General features: G+C 54.6%; 14 protein-coding genes and 1 pseudogene. 5 read left to right on the forward strand and 10 right to left on the reverse strand.

The genetic code is table 11. The annotated features are described in order from the left end of the window. The first annotated feature begins 69 nt into the window (after positions 1-69). The 3 genes from GS630_RS00240 to GS630_RS00250 are packed head-to-tail and all read left to right on the forward strand — an operon-like array spanning position 70 to position 2,578. Positions 70-1,194: a cobalamin-independent methionine synthase II family protein gene (locus GS630_RS00240; RefSeq protein WP_171620776.1), complete on the forward strand. Its 1,125-nt coding sequence runs from the start codon at positions 70-72 to the stop codon at positions 1,192-1,194. Further along, positions 1,191-1,886 carry an alpha/beta fold hydrolase gene (locus GS630_RS00245; protein WP_171620777.1) on the forward strand — a complete coding sequence of 232 codons (696 nt, stop codon included), beginning with the start codon at positions 1,191-1,193 and terminating at the stop codon, positions 1,884-1,886. Before GS630_RS00240 ends, GS630_RS00245 begins: the two co-directional genes overlap by 4 nt. Next, entirely contained in the window at positions 1,883-2,578 is a 696-nt protein-coding gene (locus tag GS630_RS00250; RefSeq protein ID WP_171620778.1) for an RraA family protein, read from the forward strand. Before GS630_RS00245 ends, GS630_RS00250 begins: the two co-directional genes overlap by 4 nt. A 9-nt stretch (positions 2,579-2,587) precedes the next feature. Here GS630_RS00250 and GS630_RS00255 read toward each other — a convergent pair. Beyond that, positions 2,588-3,373, reverse strand: a pseudogene (locus tag GS630_RS00255) (IS5 family transposase). Positions 3,374-3,454: 81 nt separating this feature from the next. Continuing rightward, on the reverse strand, positions 3,455-4,975 hold the full coding sequence (locus GS630_RS00260) for a trimethylamine methyltransferase family protein (RefSeq protein WP_171620779.1): 1,521 nt from the start codon (positions 4,973-4,975) through the stop codon (positions 3,455-3,457). 92 nt (positions 4,976-5,067) lie between these two features. On the opposite strand from GS630_RS00260, the gene GS630_RS00265 reads away from it, so the two are divergent. Next, a complete protein-coding gene (locus GS630_RS00265; RefSeq protein WP_171176375.1) occupies positions 5,068-5,976 on the forward strand; it encodes a LysR substrate-binding domain-containing protein in 909 nt (302 codons plus the stop codon). Positions 5,977-6,171: 195 nt separating this feature from the next. On the opposite strand, the gene GS630_RS00270 is transcribed toward GS630_RS00265, so the two are convergent. The 7 genes from GS630_RS00270 to GS630_RS00300 form a co-directional block, all read right to left on the reverse strand. Next, the gene (locus GS630_RS00270; protein ID WP_171176377.1) at positions 6,172-6,516 is read right to left on the reverse strand and encodes a RidA family protein; all 345 of its coding nucleotides are present in this window, start codon (positions 6,514-6,516) and stop codon (positions 6,172-6,174) included. Positions 6,517-6,643: 127 nt separating this feature from the next. Continuing rightward, complete coding sequence (locus GS630_RS00275) at positions 6,644-7,675, reverse strand: D-cysteine desulfhydrase family protein (RefSeq protein ID WP_371809901.1); 1,032 nt, start codon at positions 7,673-7,675, stop codon at positions 6,644-6,646. Between the two features lie 16 nt (positions 7,676-7,691). After that, entirely contained in the window at positions 7,692-8,420 is a 729-nt protein-coding gene (locus tag GS630_RS00280; protein ID WP_171176379.1) for a hypothetical protein, read from the reverse strand. Positions 8,421-8,458: 38 nt separating this feature from the next. Then, entirely contained in the window at positions 8,459-9,199 is a 741-nt protein-coding gene (locus GS630_RS00285; RefSeq protein WP_171176381.1) for an aspartate/glutamate racemase family protein, read from the reverse strand. Positions 9,200-9,226: 27 nt separating this feature from the next. Next, on the reverse strand, positions 9,227-10,465 hold the full coding sequence (locus GS630_RS00290; RefSeq protein WP_171620780.1) for an FAD-binding oxidoreductase: 1,239 nt from the start codon (positions 10,463-10,465) through the stop codon (positions 9,227-9,229). A gap of 4 nt (positions 10,466-10,469) precedes the next feature. Beyond that, the gene (locus GS630_RS00295; protein WP_171176386.1) at positions 10,470-12,683 is read right to left on the reverse strand and encodes a TRAP transporter fused permease subunit; all 2,214 of its coding nucleotides are present in this window, start codon (positions 12,681-12,683) and stop codon (positions 10,470-10,472) included. A gap of 81 nt (positions 12,684-12,764) precedes the next feature. Next, the gene (locus GS630_RS00300) at positions 12,765-13,772 is read right to left on the reverse strand and encodes a TAXI family TRAP transporter solute-binding subunit (RefSeq protein WP_171620781.1); all 1,008 of its coding nucleotides are present in this window, start codon (positions 13,770-13,772) and stop codon (positions 12,765-12,767) included. 128 nt (positions 13,773-13,900) lie between these two features. Between GS630_RS00300 and GS630_RS00305 the strand changes: the two genes are divergently transcribed. Beyond that, positions 13,901-14,863 carry a LysR family transcriptional regulator gene (locus GS630_RS00305; protein WP_171176390.1) on the forward strand — a complete coding sequence of 321 codons (963 nt, stop codon included), beginning with the start codon at positions 13,901-13,903 and terminating at the stop codon, positions 14,861-14,863. A gap of 457 nt (positions 14,864-15,320) precedes the next feature. On the opposite strand, the gene GS630_RS00310 is transcribed toward GS630_RS00305, so the two are convergent. Further along, positions 15,321-15,596 (reverse strand): hypothetical protein, encoded by a 276-nt coding sequence (locus tag GS630_RS00310; RefSeq protein ID WP_171711806.1) that lies wholly within the window; start codon positions 15,594-15,596, stop codon positions 15,321-15,323. Between the last annotated feature and the right edge of the window lie 180 nt (positions 15,597-15,776).

A 15,776-nucleotide genomic window follows, 5' to 3' on the forward strand; every position in this document is an offset into this window, starting at 1 on the left:
CATGCTCAGCACATCCTGCGCCCGGTTTCCGGCCCGGCGCAGGAACAAGATTTGAAGGGAGATGAATACATGACCCGCATTTCAACCACCCATGTGGGAAGCCTGCCGCGCAGTCAGGAGGTTGTTGACTTCATCTTCGCACGCGAGCGGGAGGAACCGTTCAATCAAGCCGCATTCGATGCCTGTATGACCGCCGCAGTGTCTGAGACAGTGCGCAAACAGGCCGATGCCGGAATTGATATCGTTTCAGACGGCGAGACCTCAAAAATCTCATATGCCACTTATGTAAAGGACCGCTATACCGGCTTTTCCGGTGACAGCCCACGCAACGCGCCAGCGGACCTCAAGATGTTTCCGGGTTTTCTGCAGCGTTTGGCAGATGACGGCGGAACGCCGCAATATGCGCGGCCCATGTGCGTAGGTGAGGTGCGCTCGAAGGGGCAGGGCGAATTGCAGAAGGACATAGATAATCTCAAGGCCGCGATGGCGGAACACGGGGTTGAGCGCGGTTTTATGAATGCCGCCAGCCCTGGGGTGATTTCCCTGTTTTTGCAGAATGATTACTACCCAACGCGTGAGACTTATCTGGTCGCGCTGGCCGACGCGATGAAAGAAGAATATGAGACCATCGTTGGTGCGGGTTTGGATTTGCAACTCGATTGTCCTGACCTCGCTCTGTCTCGTCATATGCTGTTCAATGATCTTTCTGACAATGAATTCGTGAAAATCGCCGACATGCATGTTGAGGCGTTGAATCACGCGCTGCAAAACGTCCCTTCTGACAAAGTGCGTGTCCATATTTGCTGGGGCAATTACGAGGGGCCGCATTGCTGTGACATCGGCATGGACAAGGTGTTTCCAACGCTGATGTCCACCAAGTCCCGCTATGTTCTGTTTGAAACTTCGAACCCGCGACATGCGCATGAATGGACGGTGTTCCGCGACAGCAAGGATGAGATTCCCGATGACAAAGTTCTGGTGCCCGGTGTTGTCGACACCACGACCAACTTTATCGAACACCCGGAACTGATCGCGCAGCGTGTTGAGCGGTTTGCTAACATTGTTGGGTCTGAGCGGGTGATTGCCGGATCGGATTGTGGCTTTGGCACTTTTGCTGGCTTTGGCGCGGTCGACCCGGATATCGCCTATGCCAAGCTGCGTGCGCTTGCTGAAGGGGCTGCATTGGTTAAATGACGCCTCTTATCCTTCTGCCCGGCATGATGTGCGATGCGCGGTTGTTCACCCCGCAGATTGACGCGCTGTCAGGCAAATACCCGATCCTGTCTGCACCCATTGGCGGACAGGACACGATACAAGCGCTGGCCGCCGATGTACTGGCCTATGCGCCTGAACGATTTGCTATGGCCGGGCTCTCTATGGGCGGCATCGTGGCGATGGAAATCCTACGTCAAGCACCGGATCGTGTGACTGGTATAGCGTTGATGGACACCAACCCGATGGCAGAGATGGACGAGGTCAGGGCGAGGCGCAGTCCTCAGATCGATGCCGTCGAACGCGGCAACCTGCACAAGGTGATGGCCGAAGAGATGAAGCCGAACTACCTGACTGACGGCCCACGCCGCGCCGCCATTCTGGATTTGTGCATGGATATGGCCATGGGACTTGGGCCGGGCGTTTTCATTAATCAATCCAAGGCTCTGCGTGATCGCCCCGATCAGAGCAATACCCTGCGGGACTTTACCGGCGCAGCACTGGTTCTGTGCGGGCGCGACGATGCCCTGTGTCCCGTCTCAAGGCATGAGTTGATGCACGATCTGATGCCGCAGAGCCGGTTGGAGATTATCGAAAACGCCGGCCATCTGCCTACACTGGAACAACCGCAACAAACCACGGCGGCTCTGACCCGCTGGCTGGAGCTGATATGAAACAATCCCTGCTGGACCTGCTGAAAAAGGTCGACACGCCGACTGTTTGCAACGCCATCGAAGTGGCCCAGGGCAAGCGCGGATTCAATGATTTTACCCGGGGCACAATGCTGTGCTCTGATCCCGATGCAGGCGCGATGGTGGGATATGCCCGCACCGCTAAGATTGCCGCCGTGAATCCGCCGACCGAGGCCCCCGACGTGATCCGCGCGCGCCGAATGGACTATTACCGGCACATGGCCTCGGGCAGTGGCCCATCTGTGACCGTTGTGGAAGACACGGACTACCCCAACTGCATCGGCGCTTATTGGGGTGAGATCAATACGACCGTACACAAGGGTTTCGGCATCAGCGGCGCCCTGACCAACGGCGTGATGCGAGACCTCGGCGACCTGCCGGATGGATTTCCGGTAGTTGCCGGGTCTGTCGGGCCAAGCCACGGATTCGTGCACGTGAAAGAAGTTGGCACACCGGTGACAATCTACGGCCTTGTGATCAAAGATGGAGACCTTGTGCATGCCGACCGGCATGGTGCCCTTGTTGTCCCACCCGAAGTGGTGGACGATCTAGAGCAGGCGATCATCAAGCTGCTTGAAACCGAAAAACTGATCCTTGAACCCGCCCGCGCAACAGGGTTCGATTTCGACACTTTTGAAAAAGCATGGGCGGCGTTCGAAGCCTCTCGGACTTAGGGGCAGAACTCATAGCCAATAGATGACCATACCGGCGAGAGTGATGGCTGAGAGGAAGACTGTGAGACACCTGTCGTACCGCGTCGCGACACGCCCCCAGTCCTTCAATTCAATCTGCCAAACATGATCTCAATCCGATTGCGCGTTTGTAGCGGCGCATGTCGTATCGGACGGTTGTTTTGCGCTGTTTGCGTCCTGGGATACACACGCGTATCCCTTGGATTTTTAGCCCTTCTCTGAACCAATCGGCATCATAGCCGCGATCAACCTGCAACTATTCGACATTTGGCAGACTGCTGACAAATGCCCTAGCACAAATGTAGTCGCTGACCTGACCAGCAGTGAAGAACAGGTTCAAAAGGCGTCCCTGACTATCACAAACTGCATCCAACTTTATGTTCATGCCGCTCTTGGTGCGCCCGATCAGAAGTCCAGGGCCTCTTTTTCACGGCAAGACTGGAAGCTGTGCGATGGACTTTCAGGTATTTAGCATCGATCACGACCGTCCTTTCTTCGCCGTGGTTGGCAGCCAAGCCGACCAAAATCCGGGCAAAGATGCCTTTGTCACTCCATCGCTTCCAACGATTGTACAGCGTTTCCAGGGCTTTCGCGGCCCCCTTGGGGCCGCGGTCCCCTTAAACTGTGTGGTCCATATTTCCTGGGTGCATTGCGCGAACGTAACCCGCTGCGGTTGACGAAGATAATCCCACTCAAGGCACGCCTGTCATCAACGCGAGGTTTGTCATGGGACTCTGGGTAGAACGGCGCCAGGCGCGTTATTTGCTCGTCGCTCAATCAGAAAAGATCAGATATGTTCACCGCTTGTTTTGAACGCGATGAATCACGCAGCCAAACGGAAATCAACTGGTCCAGAGCCTAATACCATGCATCTGGGATTTCCTCTTTACGGCGCGCAACATAGGCGGCCAACTCTTCTTTTTTGGCCTCATCCATCGCGGGCGGTTCGTATTCGTTTAGCATCTGGTTCCAGCGCTCATAAGCGCGATGACGCATGTCTTTCGAGCCACCTTCTTCCCAGCTTTCGACATTCTCACTGTCGCTGAGTTTCGGCTCATAAAATGCCGTTTGATAGTTACGCATGGTGTGGGCACAGCCCAGGAAGTGACCTCCGGCTTCAACCTCGTCATAGGCGTCGCGGGCCAAGGCTTCGTCACTGGTGTCCAGACCCTGACCCAGCACCTTCTGGTAAGATCCCAGTCGATCGGCATCCATGATCAACTTTTCAAAGCCGGTGCACAGCCCGCCCTCAAGCCAGCCCGCGGAGTGCAGTACAAAGTTCGCTCCGGCCAGCATTGTGGAATGCATGGAATCTGCGGATTCGTAGGCGGCCTGCGCATCTTCGATCTTCGAGGCGGTCAGTGATCCGCCGCAACGCAGTGGTAGTCCGGCACGGCGCGCCAACTGGCCGATCGCATAGTTGGAAATCACCGGTTCGGGCATGCCAAAGGTCGGTGCACCGGATTTCAGCGACATTGATGAAAGGAAATTTCCTAGTACGAAAGGCGCACCCGGGCGCAGCAATTGCACGTAGGCACAGACCATCATCGCCTCGGCCATGGCCTGGGCCACGGATGCGGCCGTCGAGACCGGCCCCATGGCACCGGACAGGATGAAGGGCACTACAATCAAACCCTGACCGCGGGTCGAATAGACGCGGGCCGACTCTGTTACCACCCGGTCCACCAAGAGCGGTGAGTTCGTGTTCACGTTACCCATTATGACGCAGTTTTCTGCCATCACGTCGGCCCCAAAAACGATCTCGGCCATCTCGACGCTATCCTGTGCGCGGCTCATCTCGGTAATGGCGCCAAGATGCGGCTTGTCGCTGAGGGTCATGTGCGCGAACAGCATATCGAGGTGCCGTTTGCTGACCGGAACGTCACAGGGTTCGCAGGTGACAAAACCGCCATGATGCAGGTTTGGATGCATATAGGTCAGCTTGACCAGCTTTTCGAATGACTCAAGATCGCCATACCGGCGCCCGCCCTCAACGTCGCGTACAAAGGGCGCGCCGTAAATCGGAGCAAAAACCTGGCTCATCCCGCCAATCTGAACGGACCGTTCAGGATTTCGCGCCAGTTGGGTGAATTCGCGTGGAGCCTTGGCACAGAGATTGCGTATCCAATCGGACGGCGCGCGCACGATGTCTTTGTTGACGGTTGCACCTTCGCGCTTCCAAAGTTCCAGCGCCTCTGGGTCGTCGCGAAAGGCGATGCCGACATCTTGCAATATCCAATCCACCTGCTCCTCTAGCCGGGCGATCTGATCCTCGTCCAACACGTCGTAATGAGGCAGTGTTCGGCGAATGAAGGGAGACGGAGCAGCGCCGGTTTGCACGGCGTTTCGTGCCCTTGATGTGCGTGACCTACGAGCCATTGGACCCCTCTTTAAGCAAGTACGTAGAAAATAGCTTTCGAATCCGCCTTTGTGACGCTTGAAATAATATATGATTTGGATAAGTGGAGCTTATGCAAAACCTCTGGTCTCATTTTTCTTCACCGCGTCATCTGGTATATTTCGAAGCGGCGGCCAGAACGGAATCCTTCACGAATGCCGCGCAGGAACTAAATGTTCAGCAACCTGCAGTGAGCATGACAATCAAACAATTGGAGGTGTCATTGGGTGTTGTGCTCTTTGAGCGTAGCCACCGAAAGATCACTCTCACCAATGCTGGAAGCCGTTTGTTTTCAGATGTGACCCGGGCGTTTACCCAATTGGAACAATCCGCAGCATCGATCCGACAATTCGCAAGCAGCGACCATGTCACCCTCAGCGCATCGTCTGCCTTCAACAATTACTGGCTTTTGCCGCGCCTTGGTTCGTTCCAGCAAAATCACCCTGAAATCGACTTGCGTCTGCAATCGAGTGATCGGGAATCCGATCTTAGTGTTGAGACGATTAGTTTGGCCATCCGTCGTGGCAATGGATCTTGGCCGGAATGCGAATGCGCTTTAATTGCCGAAGAAGTGATATACCCGGTCGCCGCGCCCCGCGTGATGGCTGCGGCCGTAAACCTGAAAAACGTACCGGGGTTACTGAGCCAACGTTTGATTCACTTGGAGGAACCGATCCGCGAACGACCATCCTGGCAGCAGTGGTTTCACGAATTTGGTGTTAAGGACATGCCGCCAAGTGGCGGGCTGAGACTGAATGATTACGCTCTTGTGTTGCAGGCCGCCATTGCGGGCGAGGGGTTTGCCTTCGGTCGGCACCACCTTGTCGATCCTTTCGTGAGAAAGGGCTTGTTGGCGGGGCGTCCCGAATGGGCCTGGAAAACTGGAAACGGGTTTTATCTGGTTTGGTCCAAGATCGGGTCGTTGACGCCCAAAGCGGAAACCGTTCGTGACTGGGTGCTGAAAAACCGGCAACCCATCTGACCGGCGGGCATGCCGGAGTTTACGTCAATACATTCATCCTAAAGGTTTGGATTGGAGATCACACTCGGACTGACCCGCGGTTCTTGGATTGGCCAAACTGTGCGGCTGCTTTGACGTTTGTTGGATAGCCAGGGACGTATGCTGCCATGCCGTCAAAACGTATAGCTGATCTCGTCTACACCCCTGGGTTTCGGTTCAGTCGTAGGCTGCGGTCACAATCATTTCCACCTTCAAGACGCTGCGGGCGAGTTTGGACTCTCCGCAGGCGCGGGCAGGAGCGTGACCTTCGGGCACCCAAGCGTCCCAAACAGCATTCATCTCAGCAAAGTCTGCCATGTCGGCCAGCCAAATCTCGCATCTCAAAATACGACTCTTGTCGCTGCCTGCTTTGGTCAACAGGTCTTCAATCTTGGCCAAGATGTCGCGTGTTTGTTCAGCGACAGTAGCTGCGTCCGAGGTTTGCCCGCAAAGATAGGCGACGCCGTTGTGTTTAACGATCCGGCTCATGCGCTGGGCGGTTTCGATCCGAGTAATGGTCATTTCTTATGTCTTTCCAGTTGAGGAAGCTTGAGTTGAGTGCTTGTCGACGCCAAACAGCAGATGGCCGTTGAGGTCAATCGCGTTCAGCAACAATAAATCTGCCGCGCAAGTCGGCAGGCTATTGAGACTAATTTGGTTGGCTTGATTCCATGTTGTCTGCCAGTTCGTTTTGGTATCCGAAGAGCGCAGGTAGCCCCCCTGTATGCAGCAAAACAACCGTTTGCCTGGGCTGAATGTCTCCTTTACTCAGCAGGTGCAATAACCCCGCAAATGTTTTTGCGGAATAAACGGGGTCAAGGAATATTCCTTCGGTGCGCGCCATCTTTTCCAAGGCTGCACGGGTCACTTCGCTTAGTCTGCCGTAGCCAGGGGATAACACCTCGTCCAGAACGGTGACCTTGTCTTGCAAGGGCCCAGCGTCGATTTCCAGCAAATCCGCTAGTTTCTGCAGGACAGTGTTCATTCGGGTTTTTTGCTTGTGTTGATTTCGGCGAACGCAAACCCCAAACACAGAACAGGCATTCTTTTCCAGCGCGAGGCCTGCCAATATACCAGCGTGTGTTGCGCCGCTACCTGAAGGGACGACGACCGCGTCAACATTCGACATCTGCTGGCACAATTCTTGTCCGGCAGCGACGTAGCCCAAGGCACCTAAAGGTGGATGTTGTAAACCCAGATGAATGACATAGGGTTTGCGTCCTTGCACTCTCAGTTCTTCGGCCCGCGCGTGTAACGCAGCGTCGGCACCAACTTCGTTTTCGCCCTCGGGAAAGCTCAAGTGTTCCGCACCTAAAATCTTTGCAAGCAACACATTCCCGGACCTGTAATACTCCTTACCCATATCTGGTACACGCTCTTCCAGCTGCAGCACGGATTGCATGCCCAATTTGGCAGCCGCAGCTGCCGCAGATCGAACAAAGTTAGACTGAACAGCGCCAGTGATCAGAATAGTGTCGGCGCCTTGTCGAACAGCATCGCCAAAGTAGAATTCAAGTTGCCGCGTTTTATTTCCGCCAAATCCAAGACCTGTCAGATCATCACGTTTCAACCATAGGTCTATACCCAGTTCTAAAGACAGCCTGTCCAACCGCTCCAAGGGTGTAGGGCCAGACATGAGTTGGGCTCTAGGGAACCTGTCCAGAATGTTTTTTTGCATCATGGTTTGACCTTCGAAGTTACGCGATCGTCAATGCGCGATGAAAAAGAACACCGCAGGCGATAAAGGAAATCACGCGGATGGCAGTCGTGACCAGTGTCTGCGGTAAGTGGGGGCCTACAGTGCGACCAAGCAGGCTGCCTGTCAGTGTGAGCGCGATAAAACCCCAAAGTTGCGGGCCAAAACTGAGCATCTGAGTCTCTGTCAGGCAGTGTAAAACAAAAGCGATACCGTACGCCACCAGCGCAATGGGTTGCACCAGTTTTGCAACCTCTTTGGCGGAATGGCCTTTCGCAATCAATCCGAAAACCATTAGCGGGCCGGGCGTCGCCGCCCAAACGGTTGCCACCCCTGACAAACCGGAAACGGTTGAAAATCCTGCTGTACCAATTGAGCAACGAACGGGCAGCAAAGTCGTAAGAAGCCCAATCAGCAAAAGGCTGGCCGTCAGAACAAGGACAAACGCTTCGCTTAGCCAGGGGTAGATCGACAGGCCTGACACCACTCCGACGAGGCAACCAATGATTGCCGTGCGAATTGTCTGTTTGTCGCTCTTCAGCACCCGTTGGTCTGTTGCGACCGCTGAAACGACAGTGTTCAAAAGTAGCAGTATCGGAACTGCTGTTGCCGTTCCAAGAAGGATCATCATCGGTGGCCCGGCAATGATGCTAAATCCGATGCCGACACCGACCTGCATCATAGCACCAAGGCCTATGGCGACCATCAAGATAGAATAGTCAACGGACACTGATTTCCCCGTTGTCCCTCATGATACTGCAGGCGCTTTTACGCCCAAGGCATGAGGCCTCCATAAGTTTTGCGCGTGGCAACGGTATGCGCCATCTGTGCCAATGTCGTCAAATCGAAGACTGGAAGACGCAGCTCTTCCTGAAGGAGCGCGGCATATGGCGGCAAATCGGTACATTCCAAAACCAGCGACCGAATATCAGGTGCACGTTGTATGAGCTTTCGCGCAGCTTCCAGAACTTCGGCCTCGATCAGGTCGGTGTCCATGCGTGTCCGCGTGTTCCGTAAGATCACCTCTGCGAATTCATTGGTGTCTTCTAAACCTTGCACTGCAACGGGGATGGTAGCTGCTCCGACACCTTCGAAGTGCTTCGCTGTCAGCGCTGAAGCGTCTGCAGTCAGCACGCCCACTGGAGCACTTGCTCCGGTCATATGAAAGGCCAGAGGCACCTGAATAAGACTGGATGCAAAGACAGGTACAGAAACAGCCGCGGCCAGTTCTTTTTGGAACAACGCCAGAAAACCGCAGCTTCCGGTGATGGCCCGAACACCTTCGGCTTCAAGGCGTTTTGCGCCCTCAATAAATGGAGCCAGCAACTCAGGCGTTGGGTTGTTTAGAAGGGTAGGGACGGTGATCCCGCTTATCATTTCGTAGAGCACCGGAAACGGAAGGCTGGACGGATTCTTGATGTGTCCTGGGGGTTTGGGGAAATAACTTTCAAGGCACAAAACCCCGATCGAAGCCCCGCAAATGTTTTGACCGCCATTGTAGATTGGCATGTGCTCAGGTCCTTTCGAATTGGAGATTTAGAAACGGTCCAGCGAAAATGGGGCCAAATCGATATTTGGGCTGCGATCAGACACAAGGTCTGCCACAAGTTCCCCAGTCTTCGGCGCCATCATCAGGCCGTAGTGAGAGTGTCCAAACGCGGCAAATAAACCGTCTTTGCCCTTCAGCGGCCCAATCGCAGGCAGGCTGTCGGGAAAAGAGGGGCGACGGCCCATCCAAAACTGCGGTTCGCCTGTATTAAGCTCCGGCACCAATGCTTTGGCTTGCTCGGTCAGAATCTTTTCTTTTCGTGGATTGGCTGGAGCATCGACGCTTGCGAACTCGGCTGTACCAGCAACTCTCAATCCACCTTGCATCGAGCTTGCGACGATCTTTGCATCCACGTCCATGACCGAATTGTTCAGCACCGCAGAGGGGTTAGGGAATTCAACATGGTAACCCCGTTCAGCCACAAGTGGTACGGGAAGTCCTAATGGCTTCAGCAGGTCGGCAGACCATACCCCGGCGGCAAGAACGACATGATGTGCATGTATTTTGCCTTGCGAAGTATCAAGCTGCCAATTGCCTCCTTCGGCTTGTGTCAGCTTGGTGACTTCGGTTCGCACGAATTCGGCCCCCTGCGCGCGCGCTTTTTCTGCAAGCACAGTGCCCAAGCGTCCCGGAGAGATCGCGCGCGCCTGGCCTTTGATCACAATTGCGGCCTTGAACGCTTTTGAAAGCGCAGGTTCCAGGCGCTGCAACTCGGCGCTGTCCACACGCTCCAATTCACCGCCTTTTTCTCGGCGGATCCGATAACCAAGCTCGTCCAGGCTGGCCTGATCAGAATTGCGGAAAGCGTGGATGTAATAACTGTCGGCAATTAAATCTTCGTGCCCGGTGCCGTGCAGATGCCGGCGGTACAAATCGATGGATGGACGGCACAAAAGCTCCATCGCATCCGAGACTTCACGAACGGTTTTTTCGCCGGATTTTCCCAGAAAGCGCATCCCCCAAGGGATCATCTTCGGCCAGAATGACGCCCGTACCGACAGCGCACTTTTCGGATCCAACAGCATTTGCGGCAGTTTCTTCCAAATTCCAGGAACTGCCTGAGGAATTATCGACCAAGGTGACACCACGCCTGCATTGCCAAATGATGTTTCCTGGCCTGGCTCACCCCGGTCTACAAGACGGACAGGTATGCCCCGCTCTTGCAACGACAGCGCGCAACAAATGCCGACGATGCCAGCGCCTATGATGGTAACTTGTTGTGTCATCCTGTCAGGCCGGAGAATGGGTGCGATTGCGCGCGATCAATTGGGTGATGATGACTGGCGAGGCCACTGCCAATGCGATCAGGTCCGCTGTCAGGCTTGGCGCGACGAAGATCACCCCCGCGATCGCCATCAAAATACGCGACGCTATGTTCAATGACTTCAGCCAGTAACCGACCACAGCTGCGGACAGGGCGATGACACCGGCGATACAGCTGGCCGCAGTGTATGTGAACTCCCACAGATCAAACCCGGTTGAGGATACAAACAACAGCACCGGAGCGTAGACAAAAGCCATTGGCGCGATCACCTTGCCCAGCCCAAGGGTAAAGGCGGACAAACCGGTTCGGAATGGGTTGGAGTTCGCAATGGCCGCTGCCGCGTAGGCTGAGGTGCAGACCGGAGGTGTGATCTCGGACACAACACCATAGTACAACACGAACAGATGACTTGCGATGGGTGGAACGCCCAACTGCGCCAGTGCTGGCTGTGCTACAGAGACCAGCATGATGTATAGTGCAGTGGTGGGAATGCCTGCACCCATCAGAATGCAGACTACGGCTATGAAAACAAGCGAGATAAACAGCTGAAGGTCTTCCATGGCAAACAACTGGAAGCTGCCGAATGAGATCATGTTGTAAAGATCAGCCGCCAGATTCCCCGCGCCCTGTGTCACCATGAAGCCGATGCGGAAGCCGATGCCGGTGGTGTTGATCACACCGACAACAATGCCAACCGCGGCCGCCGCAGCACCTACGGCCAGTGAGTATTTTACGCCCAGTTCGACCGCTTGCAGCATTTCAGGTACTTCGATGCGTTTCTGGGGGTTCAAAGTTGCGACTGCTGAAAGCCCACATAAGATCAGGGTCATGTTCAGGTCGAATCCGCCGTCCGAGAATTTCCAAAGCACAAAGGCCAAAAAGGCTGCCGCGTAAATCAAGGTTGGAGGTTGCCTGAGCCGCGACATGCCTGCGATGACCGCAAGTGAGATTCCGCAGAAAGCTGACATGAACGGCGTGTAGCCAGTGAACAAAACGACAAGCAGTCCGATCAGAGGTACGATATTGGCCCAACCTTCGGCCCAGACGGCTTTGAGTTGCGGCAGTTGTTCCTTGGCAAGGCCCTGTAGGTTCAGTTTGCGTGCCATCAGATGCACCACGGCAAAGACGCCTACGTAGTGGAGGATGGCCGGGAAGATCGCCGCGATGACGATAGTGGTATAAGGAACTTCAAGAAATTCGGCCATGATGAAGGCGGCGGCCCCCATGATCGGTGGGGTGATTTGTCCACCAGCCGAAGACGCGGCCTCGACACCCCCGGCAAAGTGGCCGGGGTATCCTAGGCGCTTCATGTTGGGAATTGTCAGCGCGCCGGTTGATACGGTGTTGGCCACCGAAGAACCCGAGATCGTGCCGAAGAAGGCCGAGGACACCACCGACACTTTTGCCGGACCGCCTGTGTAGCGGCCCGCCAAAATTGTAGCGTTGTCGATAAACAATTGTCCCAATCCGGTGCGCTGGGCGATGACGCCAAACAGGACAAAATGAAAGACGATGGTTGAAACAACCCACAGAGTGACCCCGTAGATACCCTCTTGCGGGAAGTACATCGACGAAACGAAGGTTTTGAAGTTCACGCCGGGATGTTGCAACAACCCGGGGAAGTACGGCCCCAGCAGGGCGTATGAGATAAAGACACAGATGATCAGCGGAAGCACCCACCCTAACGTGCGGCGGGCTATATCCAGCACCAGCAGGATGATGATGACGCCAAGAAACACATCATATCCGTTGGGATTGCCCATTCGGAAGGTCTGTTCCTCGATTCCCAGAAACGGAATGCCGCGCCAGGCAAGACCAACATACAACGCGGCCGTGATGCCAAGCGCCATGAAAACCAGGTCGTAGAGGGGGATATTCCCAATGCGGAACCGGCTGACCTTAAGGGCATATAGGCTTTTGGCCCCGACAATCGGGATCGTGGCGTAGACAAGAATGAACAGCAGCGCCAAATAGATACCCATATGCCAATGGTCGGCGGGCAGGCCAAATCCGGCAGTAAAAAATTCATAAAACGCAAAGATCAGGGCGACAACGCGCAGTACCTTGCCTGTGGTGGGCGTGACTTGCCGGACGGCAGCACCTTCATCGAACTGTTCTTCGATGGCCGCCAGTTCCTCGGCCGTCAGTTCGTGGTCATCAAGTTTCTGGGTCTCGGACATGATGGCCCCCCGATTTCGCAAATTTCCAGAGTGCGGTGCCCCGCATAAGGGGCACCAGCGACAGGTTTCAATTGGGTTCGTTTACTGAAGCAGACCGGCTTCTTTATAGAATTTCTCGGCACCCGGATGCAGCGGAACACCCAAGGCTTCGACACCGTCCAGCGCCGTGTCAGGCGTGATCTGCTTGCCTTTTGCATGGCCATTGTCCAGCAGTTTGCGGGTGTTGTCGTTCCACAAAGCTTTGGTCAACTGATAAACTAGGTCTTCCGACAACTCAGAGGACACCACAAGCATCGCGCTGACCGCAGGGGTCTTGGTTTCTGCGTCGATTCCTTCATAAACGCCGCCAGGGATGGCGGACGGGATATAGGCTGGGATGATCTCGTTGATCTTCGCCAGATCTTCGTCGCTGAAGGAATGCAGGTTCATGCCTTTGGTCGAAGACAACTGCACCATCGCGGCAACAGGCCAACCTGCAGCGTAGAAATAGGCGTCCAACTGACCATCTGCCAGACGCTCGGCGCTTTGGCTGTTGTTCAGCTCGGCTTCTTCCATGTTGTCGCGGTTGACGCCCCAGGCGTCCAACATCTGCAAAACTGCAACCTGCGTACCAGAACCGGCCTGCGCAATACCAACGCGTTTTCCTTCCAGATCGCTCAGATCGTTGATCGTCTCACCGGCTGGAAGCACCAGATGCAGGTCTTCGGGGAACAGGTTTGCGACGATGCGCAGGTTGGGGTGGGGTTTGCCTTCAAATTTGCCTTCGCCAAGATACATCGAGCGGGTCACGTCGGCTGCGGCAAGACCGGCCTCAAGCTCGCCATTCTGTACGGCAGCATTGTTAAAGACAGACGCAGTTGTCGATTGTGCAATCGCGATGAGTCCTGGTACGCCGCATTGGCCACCCTCTTCGCAAGGACGCGAGCCCGGAGGGGCCGAGATACCGTTCGCAATGGTGCCACCGATGGGGAAATAGGTTCCACCAGCTCCACCGGTGCCGATGCGGAAAAAGGTCGGATCCTGCGCCAGCGCCGGTGCGGCCAGCGCACCAGCCAAAGCCAGACCCGTCAGACATTTCACTAGTTTCATAGTCGTCTCCGTTGTTGGATCGTGGGATTCGGTTTTCCCGAACCTCGATCCTGAAAGCGTAAAGACAAATTTCATTAATACAAATTTGTTATATTTCACAAAACTAAAGTTTAGCTTATATATGAGTTATGAACCTGACACAGCTCACAGTCTTTCGCGAAGTTATGGAAACAGGCTCCATCGCTCAGACGGCCAGAAAGCTGAACCGCACCCAACCAGCGATCAGCTTGGCACTGAAGAACCTGGAAAAAACTCTGGGTTTGACATTGTTTGAGCGTAAAGGGCGGCGGTTGGTGCCGGTCCCCGAAGCGCATTATTTGCTTGCTGAGACGACTGGTATCTTGGACCGTCTAGCTGCGATCTCCAACACAATGGAGGGGCTTATTAAAGGGCATTCAGGCAGCCTGAATATTGCAACCATGCCCGGTCCTTCTGCCTTTTTGTTCCCGCGGTTTATTAGCCAGTCAGTTGGTGAAAACCCTGACATTAAAATCACTTTGTCAACGCGCAGCTCACCGCAAATTATCGAGCTTGCGGGAACACAGAATATCGATTTTGGCTTTGCGGATTTCGAACATTCCAACGGTAAAGGGCCGCAGTATTCCGTCGAATTGATTATGGCGGATTGTTTCTGTGCCATTGACCGAGAAAACCCGCTTGCCGTACGTGATCGCATCTCGGTCTCCGATCTCGACGGGGTTCCAATGGGTGGTCTTCATGAGACGCACCCGTTTCAGCGCAAAATAAGGGCACAGTTCCAAGGGGCCTCTGCTCAGTATAACTCGACGGTGACCTGTCAGTACTTTTTACCCCTGATCCCCTTCGTAAGTTCGGGGCAGTGTTGCACAATCGTGGATCCTCTGACCGTTGCAACCGAACGGGAATTGCAGCTGTCTGGCGGAAAGGTCGTGTTTCTGCCCATCGAAAGCCCACTTAGGTATGAATACGCGATATTAGAGCCAGTACACCGCCCTCCTTCACAGTTGGCCCTGAACATCAAAGCGGGCTGGAAATCTGAAGTCCTTGCGATGCTTGAGGATGTGTCTGCCAATCCCAGCACCAGTATTGTCAGAACAGAGGGGGAGGCATAGTAGTGCCTAACTGCGCGGGGCGGCATACGCTTAGACAACGCTTGGATCATCTCACGTTTAATCATTCGAATACGTAGCTTACCAATAATGAAGGGCCCCTTTTCAAAGGGGTAATTGTTTTCCCTACTCGTATCGTGCACAGCCTTCTTGCTATTTCTTTGGTATACTTTCTTACTACATTTGCCGCGTACGCCCACTCCGGCGATGGGTATGGTGGTGGTTTTGCGGCGCGGGTGGTCTGATTGCTTTTGCCGGGATTGCGTTTCTCACGGGTGTCGCCTGAGGATGAACGACCCCAAACCCCTTGCATCTGTCCCATTGGTGTTGGTGGCCGATCCGGCGTCGGCACATAGTTCCCTGCCGGGTATCGAGGGGTTTTACGTTGGAATAATCCACCCCTTTTCAACGCCACCGCAAGCCCTGCTGATGATTGGCCTGCGTTTGCTTGCTGGCGGGTTCAAACCAGCACATGCGAGATTTCTTCTTGTAAGTTTTTTGTCACCAGCCTAGCTGGCCTCATTTTCGCGATTGGCTTTGCTGAAATCGATTCAATGATGTTTGCAATGGCCTTTTTGGCTTGTTCAACGGCTGCACTTTTTCCCGGAAAACCTACGCTTCTTGCAACCTTAGTGATCGGGCTGGGTGCATTTTTGATCGGTGATGCTTCGGTGCCGGACGATGGCCCATCCCAAGACAGGGTGTTCACGATGTCCGGTTCGATGATCGGTGCCAACTTAGGTTTGCTGTATCTTGTGGGTATTTGCTTTTTGGTCGGGAAGCACTTTACACGGCCGTGGGTTGGAATTTCTTTCCGTGTAATTGCAGCGTGGTTGGGTGCCGTTTCGCTTTTAATGTTGGCTCTCAGTTTTTCAAGTACGAACCTGACCACCCAATAGGTAAGTAAGTTCACTTC

Source organism: Ruegeria sp. HKCCD7303, from assembly GCF_013111185.1.
GTDB lineage: Bacteria > Pseudomonadota > Alphaproteobacteria > Rhodobacterales > Rhodobacteraceae > Ruegeria.

Coding starts and splice junctions, on each gene's coding strand:
- GS630_RS00240 (WP_171620776.1), top strand. CDS start 70: ATGACCCGCATTTCAACCACCCATGTGGGAAGCCTGCCGCGCAGTCAG.
- GS630_RS00245 (WP_171620777.1), top strand. CDS start 1,191: ATGACGCCTCTTATCCTTCTGCCCGGCATGATGTGCGATGCGCGGTTG.
- GS630_RS00250 (WP_171620778.1), top strand. CDS start 1,883: ATGAAACAATCCCTGCTGGACCTGCTGAAAAAGGTCGACACGCCGACT.
- GS630_RS00260 (WP_171620779.1), bottom strand. CDS start 4,975: ATGGCTCGTAGGTCACGCACATCAAGGGCACGAAACGCCGTGCAAACC.
- GS630_RS00265 (WP_171176375.1), top strand. CDS start 5,068: ATGCAAAACCTCTGGTCTCATTTTTCTTCACCGCGTCATCTGGTATAT.
- GS630_RS00270 (WP_171176377.1), bottom strand. CDS start 6,516: ATGACCATTACTCGGATCGAAACCGCCCAGCGCATGAGCCGGATCGTT.
- GS630_RS00275 (WP_371809901.1), bottom strand. CDS start 7,675: ATGATGCAAAAAAACATTCTGGACAGGTTCCCTAGAGCCCAACTCATG.
- GS630_RS00285 (WP_171176381.1), bottom strand. CDS start 9,199: ATGCCAATCTACAATGGCGGTCAAAACATTTGCGGGGCTTCGATCGGG.
- GS630_RS00290 (WP_171620780.1), bottom strand. CDS start 10,465: ATGACACAACAAGTTACCATCATAGGCGCTGGCATCGTCGGCATTTGT.
- GS630_RS00295 (WP_171176386.1), bottom strand. CDS start 12,683: ATGTCCGAGACCCAGAAACTTGATGACCACGAACTGACGGCCGAGGAA.
- GS630_RS00300 (WP_171620781.1), bottom strand. CDS start 13,772: ATGAAACTAGTGAAATGTCTGACGGGTCTGGCTTTGGCTGGTGCGCTG.
- GS630_RS00305 (WP_171176390.1), top strand. CDS start 13,901: ATGAACCTGACACAGCTCACAGTCTTTCGCGAAGTTATGGAAACAGGC.